This is a genomic window from Kosakonia oryzendophytica, assembly GCF_900094925.1.
Taxonomy (GTDB): Bacteria; Pseudomonadota; Gammaproteobacteria; order Enterobacterales; family Enterobacteriaceae; genus Kosakonia; species Kosakonia oryzendophytica.
This window is the reverse complement of record NZ_FMAY01000002.1, coordinates 304,082-316,887: the sequence shown is the minus strand read 5'-3', so window position 1 is coordinate 316,887 and position 12,806 is coordinate 304,082. Positions and strand designations below refer to the sequence as shown.

Sequence of the window (12,806 nt, the reverse complement as noted above, 5' to 3'; positions counted from 1 at the left end):
CGAAAATATCGCGACAGCCTGGATTATGGTGGGTTATTACCTGAATAATGAGAGGTCGTTATGCCACTATTTATCGTTGTGGCAGGTATTGCTGTACTCCTGCTTTTAACCATAAGAATTAAATTAAATACCTTTGTTTCTTTAATTATTGTGTCGATAGGCGTCGCCATCGCCAGTGGAATGCAACTCAGTAAAGTTGTCGCCTCAGTTGAGTCCGGGCTTGGCGGCACGCTCGGCCATATCGGCCTGATCTTTGGCTTTGGCGTTATGCTTGGCCGATTGTTAGCCGATGCCGGGGGCGCGCAACGTATTGCGCTAACAATGTTGAAATATTTCGGTGCGAAAAAGCTGGACTGGGCCGTCGTCTGTTCTGCGTTTATCGTCGGGATTGCGCTGTTCTTTGAAGTGGGGCTGATTCTGCTGGTGCCCATTTTATTTGCCATCGCCCGCGAAGCCAAAATTTCGCCGATGTATATGTGCGTGCCTATGCTGGCTGGTCTGTTAGTGGCGCACGGTTTTCTGCCACCCCATCCTGGCCCGACGGTGATCGCCAGAGAATATGGTGCCGATGTGGGAATGGTGCTGATTTATGGCATTGTGGTCGGTATTCCCTGCTTTATTCTCTGTGGACCGTTGCTGAATAAAGTGTGCCAGCGCCTGATCCCGGAAGCGTTTAAAAAAGAGGGCAATATTGCTTCCCTTGGCGCAACCCGCACCTTTAGTGAAAGCGAGATGCCAGGGTTTGGTATTAGCTTCTTAACCGCCATGTTGCCGGTTATTTTGATGGCGCTGGTGACCATTATGCAGATGGCACGGTCGAAAGATGCAGGCGACCCAGGTGTGCTCTTTAATATCATGCTGTTTTTAGGCAACTCCACCATTGCGATGCTGATTTCACTGCTGTTCGCCATCTACACAATGGGCGTAGGCAGGGGAAAAACCATCCCGGAACTGATGGATTCCTGCGGTAAGGCGATTGCCGGCATCGCCGGTCTGCTGCTCATCATTGGCGGCGGTGGCGCGTTCAAACAGGTATTAATCGACTCGGGTGTCGGTCAGTATATTTCCACGTTGGTATCGGGAATGGACATCAACCCGATTCTGATGGCCTGGGGCGTTGCCGCCTTCCTGAGGATTTGCCTGGGTTCAGCAACAGTGGCGGCCATCTCTACCGCAGGGCTGGTCATCCCGCTACTGGCTGCACATCCAAACACCAACCTCGCGTTGATTACGCTGGCGACAGGTGCAGGTTCCTGCATTTGCTCTCATGTCAATGATGCCAGCTTCTGGATGATTAAAGATTTCTTCGGGCTGACCACCAAAGAGACATTACTCTCCTGGACGCTGATGTCGACACTGCTCTCCATATCCGGATTGCTGTTTATTCTGCTCGCCAGCATGGTTATCTGATTATCACTCACCTTCAGTGAACCGTCCGCACGGTTCACTGGCTCCCCCACTTTTCGCAAAACACCTCAATGTGTTCATCCTGAAAGTCAGCCAGCCGCTCGATGATGGTCTCGAGCGGCCAGTCCCACCAGGCGATTTGCTGCAACTGACGGGCAACCTGTGGGGAAAATCGCAAACGAATAGTTTTCGCCGGTACACCGCCGACAATGGTGTACGGCGCAACGTCTTTGCTCACCACTGCACCCGCGGCGATAACAGCCCCGTCGCCCACAGTGACACCAGGTAATACGATCGCCGCATGACCGATCCATACATCATTGCCAATAATGACGCTGTCGCCGCGACGGCGGGCGAAGAAGTCGTGATCGCGCGTGGCGCTGGCAGAGTAGTATTCCGGGCAATAGGTAATGCGGTGCTGTGACGGGCGTTCCATCGGGTGATTCGGCGCGCCAATGCGTACGTTATTGGCAATTGCTGTGAATTTACCGATCTCCGCGTCGGCTACGGTGCAGTACTCCCCCAAGTAGGAGAAATCCCCCAGCATGCTGTACTCCATCAGGCTATTGGCGAGCACTTCGCACTGTTGGCCGATCCTGCATTCGCGCAGGCGAACCGTCGGATCGATCCAGGTTTCCGCTAATTTTACGAGCTTCATCGCTTATTCCCCTCATCACAGATAGCGCTACTGTATGAGAGATCTGTGTAGGGAAAATGACGGGAAGTGGCGGGTAAATAAAGCCGCAGCAAAGCGGCTTTATGTCATTGAGAGATAAGCGTTACTTCGGGTTGTCCTGCATCCAGCTTCGTTTCGGATGCGGAACATAATCCCGGACCTGCTGCTCAAGCCCGGCGCTGTGATACATATCGATGCATTTCATCAGGTTCAGTTTTACGTCGTTCCCCTGATGGGAGTGATATTCACGGGCCAGATATTTATCAACCAACTCGCCCATCTTACCCGCACCTTTTTCCGCATCGTATTCGCTCCAGTTGTCCAGACCACTGGCGCTGGCAGCAGCATCTTTACTGGCTCCCGGTTCACTGGCATACGCTTTTGCGACACAAAGTGCTAACGCAGCGTCTTTATAATTTTGCGCATAAGTACGGCTCGCAGCATCAGGACGTTGTGCGTCAGCGGCAACAGCGCTGAACGACAGTACCGTCAGCAGTACAACAAACAGTTTTTTCATGGTAAAGCCCAGAAGTTGGCATGCTCAGTTTTATAATTTACGCCGGGTTGATTGAAATAACAGTGATCGTAGCACTGAGCATGATGCTGGAATTGAGTTTCTTAATGGAAAGGAATTTCGATTAAGAATCGACTTAATTGCAGTTAGCGCTACGGAATGAAAGATCTGCACAGGGCAAATAACATTTTATGATTGGCAGCACCTATATATTTACACGCCACAAATACAATTATTGCCGCATAAATTGCAAGCCTATAAGATATGCCGCCAGGACAACACTGTATGATTGAATGGAATAGTCATGACTAAAACAAAAGGGCTTTTGCTCCTGGTAGTACTCGTTATTGTCGTTAACGTTATTTTCTTCTTTGCCGCTGATGACAAGAAAACAAAACAAGAAACATCCAATACAGACGCAGCACACGCACAGACAGCCGCCGCCGTTGATGCGCCTCATCAAGGTTACCAACGTCATCAGGCAGGTTACGGGCTGAGCCTTGAACTGCCAGAAACATGGGTATTGATGTCAGCAGAACAAACCAAAGAGCTTGAAAAAGTCAGCGAGTCTGTAACCGGTATCTCCCGGGATGATAAAGCCATTTCGCTTTCCGCCAATGCAAACAAAGACGGCAAGTTAAACACCGCGACGGTAAGAGTGGTTTTCACGGATAAGTCGTTTGGAAAAGATGATTTACTCCACCTCACCCGCAGTAATATCGACGATGTTTGCGAAGTGATCTCGTCGTCATTAACGCCGTCACTGGAAAAGATCAACAGCACACTCACCAGCGCGGTCACCTGCTCATTATCCACTGTCAATAACACGCCCGCATTTCTTGCTGAGTTTCATCGCAAAGGTATCCTGGACAATGACGACTGGGAGGTGAAGAGCTACCAGCTCCCGCTTGCGGAAAAAACGGCTGTGCTGACCGTTACCTATAACGTCACGAGCCAGGCCAGCAAAAATGAAATCGATACGGTATTACACAGTGTGAAATTTAACTGACAGATACTCAGCGTATTCAGTTTTTTTCGATAGCGGTCAACGTACAGCAATATTGACCGCTATCGGCAGGTTACTCTTAAGACTCACGCCATTCTTTCAACGCAGCGATATCTTTTGGCGTGAAGGCGCTTTTTCAATATTCTGCGTAGTCAGTCCACTTATTCTGATTACTATCATCATTTCTTTTTTTATCGTTCGATTCTGATTTTTCCCGGTACATCTGGATCGATCTCAAACGTTACCGTCACTATTTTCCACATATCGAATCGGGTGTTATCTAACGTGTAATTAACGGAATGCTTCATGCCCGATTTAAACACGTAACCCAACGTTGGCAGACAACGGTCACCATCAGGAATAAAGGGATTCTCATAGAAAGCGTGGTTTACTGTTTCGCCCGAAGCACTGGATATCTCGGCAGCAATGATGCGATCGCCATACTGTGAGGGATATGTAATACAGATGCTCCCGTTTCGGAGCGACACATTTGCAGTAACCCTATCCGCCATACGATCAGAATAACCCGGGCAACCGGATAACAAGAGAACAGCGCTCAGTAACAGGTAGGGTTTCATTGCTCATGATCCTCTTCCGGTGATGATCTTTTTATACAATGCAGGAATGTCGTGGATATTATCATCTCCCCTATATTTACCTCCACCTCGAGGTTGTTGGAACGCCAGCCACGTTGATAATCCATAGACTAAAATTAACCAGTAATCGGCAAAGATAGATGCTTGTTGTTCAAGGGGGTAGTCTGTAAGTTTTTCCTTGTCGAGCCTATAGTAGTAATTCGCCGCCCAGCTAAACAAACCTCGTGTACGTACCCACTGGCCATGTTGATGTTGCCAGACGTGTCCTAACTCATGAATAAATATATGCTTATCCATAAGAGCCACGCTGATGTCAGAAAAATCATCTTTATAGAGCTCTTTTCTGAACCAAAGTTCGCCATTTGGCGCCATCGCAAATTTTGGATGTTGCCAGCCAAAAGGTAAGTAACTGTCACAATGTACCCAGACACGGCTGTAAACAATCGAATCACCATAAATCCGGCGCGCCATTACAATCTCACTCTGCGTCATAAGCCGCAGAGTCCCTTCTCCACTTCCTGTGGTCATTGTTCCTTCCTTTGGTTCACATTTTATTGCGCACCATTATCGGGGAAAGGGATTTTTGTTTTTCCGTGTGAAAACGCAGAAATAACAAATTCGGATTTTATTTTCATAGAAGAGACAAGCAAACAGATGATATGAATTAAACCATACAAATATCGATTATTCATCTCATCACAAATAACGATAAAGTCACTTCGCGACCGAATTTAAAACTGCGATGTAGAGTCACTGCGGGCAATTTTTCGCCCTTAGATCAGGATAATGGCAGACATTATCCTGAACACACCGATGATATGCCATGGCAGTTGCTCTTGTGGTACAACAATTAACTCGCGCTGAGAAAGCGGAGCATAATCTCTTCATTATAAATCCTGCACATGAGCATACCCGGCGCTATCACTACCGCCGGGTTCATTGAGATCACGCGACTAATATTTTACGCTTTGCTCTCTCATCCCGCTTTCAACGCAGCGATATCTTTTGGTGTGGTCCGGCAGCATCCGCCGATAAGCTTCGCGCCCGCCTCCAGCCATTGCGGCAAATAGCCCGCCAGCGTTTCGCTCGCGTCACCGTGGCTGCACCACGTTTTAGTGACGGCATCGTAGTGCTCGCCAGAGTTGGGATAAACCACCAGCGGCAGCGCGGTCAGGCTTTGCAGGTGTTTCAACGCCGGGGTGGTCTCTTTCAGCGCAATGCAGTTGATGCCCAGCGCCACAATCTGCGGATAGGCCGCCAGCACGCTAACCACCTCGCGCAGTGGTGTTCCATCGCTTAAATGCTCGCTGTCGCGCAGGGTAAACGAGAACCAGGCACGGGCGCGGGGATAGTCGCTCAACAAATCCGCCAGCGCTTTGCTCTCAGCAAAAGACGGCAGCGTTTCGCACGCCAGCAGATCGGCACCGGCATCCAGTAGCGCCTGCACTCGCGGGCGATGAAAGGCGATAAATTCCTCATGACTGCGCACATAGTCCCCCCGGTATTCCGAACCATCCGCCAGAAACGCGCCATAAGGCCCCACGGAGCCAGCCACCAGCAACGTGCCCACGTTAGTTTTTTCAGCGAGGAACGCTTCGCGCGCCTTTCGCGCCAGCTCCACGCTCTTACCAATCAGCGCCAGCGACTGCGCCTCATCCAGCCCGCGGGCAGCAAAGCCTGCGGGTGTGGCCTGGTAGCTTGCGGTAATCGCCACCTGCGCCCCGGCACGAAAATAGTCGAGATGCACTTCGCGGATCAGCGCCGGGTTTTCCATTAATACTTTGGCGGACCACAGGCTATCGGCGAGGTTGCATCCGCGCGCTTCCAGCTCCGTTGCCATGGCCCCATCCAGCACGATAAACGGCTGTTTTTCGAGGATGTGGCTCAGCGGATTATTCTGCGACATGTTCAGGCTCCTGCGTTTTCAGGGTTCGGGTCAGATAGTACGCACCATAACACAGGGCGACAAACGGCAGCCCGCAATAGAGGGCAATTCTCTGGCTGGGATCAAACGCCAGCCCGATGCAGGCGACCAGGCACAGCACAAAACCCAGCACCGGCACCAGCGGATACCAGGGCGCGCGGTACTGCAAGTCACTCAGCGGTTTTCCGGCCTGAAGATGGCGACGGCGGAACATAAAATGCGCGGCGCAGATGCTGATCCACACCGCCACCACCGCAAAGCCGGAGATCGCCGACAGCGCAACGAACACCGTGTCGGGTGCGACGACGCTGGAGAAGAGTGCCAGCACACCCCCGAGCATCGACACGGACAATGCCGTCAGCGGAACACCGTTTTTCGTGACGCGGGCAAAGCAACGCGGCAGCGTGTTTTCATTCGACAGCGACCAGAGCATACGACCGGAGGCATACAGCCCCGAGTTCGCCGCCGAGAGGATCGCCGTCAGGATAACGAAATTGAAGATGTCCGCCGCATACGGGATGCCCACCTTTTCGAACACCAGCACGAACGGGCTTTTCTCTACCCCGGCCTGCTGCATCGGGATTAGCGCCGCCAGCACGCACACGGTACCAATAAAGAAGATCACCAGCCGCGCAATGGTGCTGCGAATGGCAACCGGGATCGCTTTATGCGGGTTTTCCGTTTCCCCCGCCGCAATGCCAATCAGTTCCGTGCCAGAGAACGCAAAGTTAACGGCGACCATGGTCATCAGGATCGGCAGTGCGCCGTGCGGCAACCACCCTTCCACCGTAATGTTCGATAACCCCGGCGCGGGAGAGCCATCTTGCATGGGGATAAAGCCAAAGATCGCCGCGCCGCCCAGCACAATAAAGACAATGATGGTGACCACTTTCACCAGCGAGAACCAGAATTCACCTTCGGCAAAAAAGCGGGTAGAGATAACATTCAGACCAAAGATGACCACGCAGAACACCACGCACCATATCCATACCGGGACCTGCGGGAACCAGTACTGCATGCAGAACCCGGCGGCGGTAAAGCTGGAGCCGAGCGCCACCGTCCAGGTCAGCCAGTAGAGCCACGCGACGGTGTAGCCGGTCGCCGGGCCAAGGTAACGGCTGGCATAAACGTGAAACGCGCCGGTTTCCGGCATGGCCACGGAGAGTTCGCCCAGACACTGCATCACCAGCCAGACCACCAGCGCGCCAATCAGGTAAGCGAGCAGCGTTCCCGCCGCCCCGGTGGTCGAAATGATATAACCGGTGTTGAAAAACAGCCCGGTACCAATCACGCCGCCGAGCGACAGCATGATCAGATGGCGGGTTTTCATCGTCCGCTTAAGCTGTACTTTTTCTGGTTCCTGTTGCGTCTGCATATCACCCTTCTAAACGTGTAGACATCTAAACATCCATAGATATTTGTTATATCGTGATTGGTGGAAAAAAGCCAGATGAATGAACGGATAGCAACAAAAAAGGAAGGAGGCTTTTCATTGATTAACTTGCCTGAATGTAAGGCATTCATTTATCACTTATATAGAACATCATTATAAAAATCTTAAAAACCCCGCATCGGATGCAGATTAATTTACTTACTGCGCCGCTTAAGTAAAAATAAACCGATTCTCTGCACAAGGATATGTGAGGTAATTAATTTGAGCACTCGTGAAGAAATATTAGGCCCTTCCAAATACTGGTAAATCAACACCTGATGATGTTATCGCTCGCCCACTTAACAAAATTGCTGGCATACTAACTGCGATTGAGTAACTGGACGATGAAAATAATGAAAAGAGCCGCGGCAGTAATTCTGGTTATCATCACTGGCTTTATATTGATTGACTGCAGTATGCAGAAAGTCGCTGAGCGCCATGAAGGCTATACCCGATCAAATCTCTGGGCATACTATCTCTATACAGATCGTGAGATACGTAATGCCCCGAAGCTTACAAAAAATTACCACTTCGCCTTCAAGGCCCAGGAGGGTACGCAACCAAATGACAGTAGCATCATTTACGAACCCAATGCCAGCATCGCAGCACTCAGAGATTATCTTTCTTCTTTGGGGTATATCAGAGTGAAGCAAGAGGGACCAACAGAACAGTGGGAGCGTGATGGAGAACCTTCGCCCTACTTCGTAATTTTCAGAGATCCGGAGAACCACACCCTGACTCTCACCCGTTCGAGTTCTAAGTAGGGAGTGAAATTAACCGTTTTCTTGCCCAAAAATCCCTGCGCCACTCAGTAACAGAACTCCGATATATTTCCCAGTTTGATCGGAGTGTGGCGCTATTTTAGTTTTTGGCATCCCCGAGGATATGACCTGCCCCCAGTATTAACCACAATAATCAGTTAGTAATATCGGTTTGTTTATCTTCGTTTTTTCCATTTCGCCAGCCTGCTGCAAACTCCGCTGGCGTCAGATAATTCAGTGAGGAATGAGGCCGACACTCGTTATAGTCCTGCCGCCAGTCGTTAATGATTTTTCTGGCGTGAACAATATCGCTGAACCAGTGCTCATTCAGACATTCATCTCGAAATCGACCATTAAAGCTTTCGATAAACCCATTCTGTGTCGGCTTGCCCGGCTGAATAAGCCGAAGCTCAACGCCATGCTCAAAGGCCCACTGGTCCAGTGCCCGGCAGGTAAACTCTGGTCCCTGATCTGTTCTGATCGTTGCCGGATAGCCACGAAATAACGCAATGCTGTCCAGAATACGTGTGACCTGAATACCTGATATACCGAAGGCAGCAGTGACTGTCAGACATTCCTTCGTGAAATCATCGACGCAGGTCAGGCACTTGATCCTGCGTCCGGTAGCCAGTGCGTCCATGACGAAATCCATCGACCACGTCAGATTAGGAGCAGCAGGAAGGAGCAATGGAAGACGTTCTGTTGCCAGGCCTTTACGACGTCGTCTGCGCTTAACACCCAGGCCGCTGAGATGATAAAGGCGGTACACGCGCTTGTGATTAACACGCAGACCCTCTCGTCGCAGTAGTTGCCAGATACGACGGTAGCCAAAACGCCGACGCTCAAGCGCCAGCTGAGTGATGCGCCCGGATAAATACGCATCAACCGCCGGACGCTGCCCCTCATAGCGGCAGGTCGACAGGGACAAACCCGTCAGCCTGCAGGCTCGACGTTGCGACAGACCCGTCGCTTTACACATCACTACAACAGCTTCCCGCTTGTGGTCTGTCGTCAGTACTTTCGGCCCAACGCTACCTGTAATGCTTCCTTATCCAGCATAGCTTCTGCAAGCAACTTCTTGAGACGGGCGTTCTCTTCTTCAAGCGACTTAAGGCGTTTTACTTCAGGGACTTCCATGCCACCAAACTTCTTACGCCAGGTGTAAAAGGTTGCGTCAGAAATAGCATGCTTACGGCAAAGCTCACGGGCGGAAATGCCAGCCTCGGCCTCGCGGAGAATACTGATGATCTGTTCGTCAGAAAAACGCTTCTTCATGGGGATGTCCTCACGTTGCTGATGAAGACATTACTAACATCGTCGTGTGTTAATCAACGGGGAGCAGGTCACCCGAGCTGACCGGTAGAAGCCGATGATATCCTTGTTGAGCTGGTTGCGAAAATCATTAAAGAATGCTATTGCAACGCGGTGGAATTGATAACAATAAAGATTGTTCAGATACGCAAAATGCAGTACACATGTATAACGGACATAGCTAAGTCAAGTGTGAAAAAACGAAGCTCTTTTAATTCGTACTACCACCGAGATCAGTAACTTTTGCGGCCCACTGCCGAATGTGAAATATGTCCTGTTACATCAGTAATGGAATTTCTGGTTTTCGAATAGACAAAACACATGGGCTGAGGCTGGATAACTCAACGGTGGGTGGATAATGGATACTTTTTTTGAGCAAGGGGCGCAGTGGATTCGTGCGGATTTTCACATACACACACGAGCTGATCGCGAGTTCAAGTATACAGGTGATGATAGCTATTATTACAGCAACTACATTGACGCGCTAGATAAAGCGGGTATTCGGTTGAGCGTAATCACCAATCACAACAAGTTTGACTTCAAGGAGTTTAAAGCGCTACGTAAGGTCGCACAGAAGAAGGGAATTTCCCTTTTGCCAGGCGTAGAGTTGTCTGTAAATGATGGAGCTAATGGCATTCATACACTTGTCATCTTCTCCGAAGATTGGTTGGCAGACGGTCATGATCATATCAATCCTTTTTTAGGCGTTGCTTTTGAAGGAAAAATCCCGGCTCAGTATGAACAGGAAAACGGGAGATCTTCACTCTGCCTGCTTGAAACTATAAAAAAGCTAGAAAGTTATAACCGCGATTTTTTCCTGATATTTGCCCATGTAGAAGCACCAAGCGGACTTTGGGCCGAACTGGATGGGGGGCGACTCTCTGAGTTAGGTAAAAATGAACTATTCCGTCGTCGTACCCTTGGTTTTCAGAAGGTTCGAACTTACAACAAGTTACAAGAGAAAGGCAAGCCCTGCAGGGCCAAGATTCAACAGCATCTTGGTGACTGGTATCCCGCCGAACTCGAAGGTTGTGATGCCAAAAGCATAGAGGATATCGGTCAGGGAAAGGTTTGTTATCTTAAATTGGGCGAACTGTCTTTCGAGGCCGTCAAATTTGCATTGAATACTCCTGAAACAAGGGTAGCTAATGAACCGCCTAAATATCAGACGTCATTCATTCGTAGCATTCACTTCGACGGCGGTACACTTGAAGGACAGACCCTGCATTTTTCTCCAGGCTTAAATACACTTATAGGTATTCGTGGCAGTGGCAAGTCGTCAATTCTTGAAGCGATACGTTATACCCTTGACATTTCTCCGGGTGAGAAGGCACAAGATACTAAGTACAAAGATGAGTTAATTCGACACACCCTTGGTAGTGGTGGCAAAGTGACGCTAACAGCCTGCGATATATATGGACAAGTATTTACCATCTCCCGCATTTTTCGCGAACTACCAAACGTCTATTTGGAAGAAAAATTGCAGCCCGGTGTATCGGTTCGTGAAACGATATTACGTCGTCCTATCTACTTTGGACAAAAGGATCTCTCCAGCACAGGGGAAGGTTTCGAGACCGATCTTGTGGAAAAGCTAGTTGGTGAAAAGCTTCGCGTACAGCGTGATGATATTGAGAAACAGCGACAACAAGTCCGCTATGCTGCAGAGCGTTGGCTCCAACTTAATGATACTGCAGAGCTTAAGCGAGACTATGAAGACCAACTTACAGATGCCAACTTTCGATTAAACAAATTTGAAGAGTATGGGGTCGCCGAAAAACTTCAGAAACGCCTTGGTTTCCAGCAGGATGACTCTGCATTAGTGCGTATGAAGGAGAAGGCGGATAGCTTTGTTCTTGCCCTTAGACAATTGATTACCGCTCATGATGATGAGATGCGTAGCGCTACGAATTATGTGTCCAAGCAGAATCCAGAATTCTTCGCGGCCTACTACGCTGAGTATTCCAATCTTGCCAATAAGATCAACCAACTTAAAACAATCGAACACGACGCTCTTACCATTACGGTTCGCCTCAATTCTAAACGAGATGAGTTTGAAGGGGCTCGTACTAGCCTTCAGGAAGAGTTTGCCCAAGTCGAGCGACAATTGACTCAAGAACTCAAGCAGTCGGGTATGAACGTAATTCAGCCGGACGATTTCCTTACCCAGCAACAACGCAAAACCAAGGCTGAGCAAATGCTGGTTGAGTTAACCAAACAGGAAAATCAGCAAGGTAGTGCACGTGATTTATTGTTTACCGAGCTTGAGAAGCTTAACGAGCTTTGGTTACGCGAATTCGACACAATTAAGATCGAGCTCGATCGTGTTAACTCCAGTCATACTGCTCTGCAGATAGATGCTGATTTCAAGGGAGACAAAGAAGTAGCCATCAGTTTCATACAGCAACTTTTTAAGGGCAGCAATATCCGCGAAACTACCCTGCGTGCGGTCATGGAGGATTACACCGATTTTGGTGGGTTGTTGCGTGCTTTACCGACAGCCTTGGCTAAGGCAGGTAGCACGCCAGAGGTCTTCGAGAAGATTTTTATGAAAAATTTGATTGAGCTCATCACTTGGCAAGTACCCAACCGTTTTGTCATTCGTTATCGCGGTAAAGAATTAAAGTATCACTCGCTCGGGCAGCGAGCTTCGGCGTTGCTGTTGTATGTGTTAAGCCAACGGCAGAACGATGTGATTATTATTGATCAACCAGAAGACGATCTGGACAACCAGACCATATACGACGATGTCATAAAGCTGTTACACGATATGAAACCACATGCTCAATTGATCTTTGCTACCCACAACGCTAATTTTCCGGTGTTAGGTGACGCAGAGCAAGTAAATGCCTGTCAATATCGGGACGAAAAAGTCATAGTGAAAAGCGGTAGTATAGATGCCAGTACTGTGCAAGATGCCATTATTAACATCATGGAAGGGGGCCAAGAGGCATTCAACCGACGTAAAGAGGTTTATAACTTATGGAAACCACAGAGGTGATAGGCATCTTTTGTCGGGATAGGGGCGGCCGTTATCAGTTCAAGGCTACAAACATCAATGTTGATATCATGGTTGTCAAAAAAACCGCTGCGATACAGCTCGCAAATGTGTTTTCATCGGCGCCGACCACGACACCACGACTGCAATGATGGTCTAAGCCCTGAACAATTTGGAAACGAGT

11 protein-coding genes are annotated in these 12,806 nt (G+C 49.4%); 4 read left to right on the top strand and 7 right to left on the bottom strand.

From position 1 onward, the window contains the following. Positions 1-60 precede the first annotated feature (60 nt). The gene (locus tag GA0061071_RS04650) at positions 61-1,410 is read left to right on the top strand and encodes a GntP family permease (RefSeq protein WP_088237307.1); all 1,350 of its coding nucleotides are present in this window, start codon (positions 61-63) and stop codon (positions 1,408-1,410) included. A gap of 34 nt (positions 1,411-1,444) precedes the next feature. On the opposite strand, the gene GA0061071_RS04645 is transcribed toward GA0061071_RS04650, so the two are convergent. Then, positions 1,445-2,065, bottom strand: a complete 621-nt coding sequence (locus GA0061071_RS04645; protein WP_088237306.1) for a DapH/DapD/GlmU-related protein — start codon at positions 2,063-2,065, stop codon at positions 1,445-1,447. Between the two features lie 121 nt (positions 2,066-2,186). Next, entirely contained in the window at positions 2,187-2,600 is a 414-nt protein-coding gene (locus tag GA0061071_RS04640; protein WP_088237305.1) for a T6SS amidase immunity protein Tai4 family protein, read from the bottom strand. A gap of 286 nt (positions 2,601-2,886) precedes the next feature. Here GA0061071_RS04640 and GA0061071_RS04635 point away from each other — a divergent pair, with 286 nt between their 5' ends. Continuing rightward, positions 2,887-3,606 carry a hypothetical protein gene (locus GA0061071_RS04635; RefSeq protein ID WP_139109643.1) on the top strand — a complete coding sequence of 240 codons (720 nt, stop codon included), beginning with the start codon at positions 2,887-2,889 and terminating at the stop codon, positions 3,604-3,606. Between the two features lie 188 nt (positions 3,607-3,794). On the opposite strand, the gene GA0061071_RS04630 is transcribed toward GA0061071_RS04635, so the two are convergent. The 4 genes from GA0061071_RS04630 to mmuP all read right to left on the bottom strand — a co-directional run bounded on the left by GA0061071_RS04630 (position 3,795) and on the right by mmuP (position 7,498). Continuing rightward, positions 3,795-4,181, bottom strand: a complete 387-nt coding sequence (locus GA0061071_RS04630; protein ID WP_061498059.1) for a putative T6SS immunity periplasmic lipoprotein — start codon at positions 4,179-4,181, stop codon at positions 3,795-3,797. A 3-nt stretch (positions 4,182-4,184) separates the two neighbouring features. Then, complete coding sequence (locus GA0061071_RS04625; RefSeq protein WP_061498060.1) at positions 4,185-4,727, bottom strand: hypothetical protein; 543 nt, start codon at positions 4,725-4,727, stop codon at positions 4,185-4,187. 448 nt (positions 4,728-5,175) lie between these two features. Continuing rightward, entirely contained in the window at positions 5,176-6,105 is a 930-nt protein-coding gene (gene mmuM, locus GA0061071_RS04620; protein WP_088237304.1) for a homocysteine S-methyltransferase, read from the bottom strand. Next, positions 6,092-7,498 carry an S-methylmethionine permease gene (mmuP, locus tag GA0061071_RS04615; protein ID WP_061498064.1) on the bottom strand — a complete coding sequence of 469 codons (1,407 nt, stop codon included), beginning with the start codon at positions 7,496-7,498 and terminating at the stop codon, positions 6,092-6,094. Before mmuP ends, mmuM begins: the two co-directional genes overlap by 14 nt. 401 nt (positions 7,499-7,899) lie before the next feature. Between mmuP and GA0061071_RS04610 the strand changes: the two genes are divergently transcribed. Continuing rightward, positions 7,900-8,319, top strand: coding sequence for a hypothetical protein (locus GA0061071_RS04610; RefSeq protein ID WP_088237303.1), 420 nt, complete (start codon positions 7,900-7,902; stop codon positions 8,317-8,319). Between the two features lie 151 nt (positions 8,320-8,470). Here GA0061071_RS04610 and GA0061071_RS04605 read toward each other — a convergent pair. Then, positions 8,471-9,591, bottom strand: a protein-coding gene (locus tag GA0061071_RS04605; RefSeq protein WP_088237302.1) for an IS3 family transposase whose coding sequence is annotated in 2 segments (ribosomal slippage) — positions 8,471-9,333 and positions 9,333-9,591 — 1,122 coding nt in all. Because the reading frame shifts where the segments join, the coding sequence is not laid out codon by codon here. Between the two features lie 394 nt (positions 9,592-9,985). Here GA0061071_RS04605 and GA0061071_RS04600 point away from each other — a divergent pair. Next, positions 9,986-12,625, top strand: a complete 2,640-nt coding sequence (locus GA0061071_RS04600; protein ID WP_088237301.1) for a TrlF family AAA-like ATPase — start codon at positions 9,986-9,988, stop codon at positions 12,623-12,625. Positions 12,626-12,806: the final 181 nt, after the last annotated feature.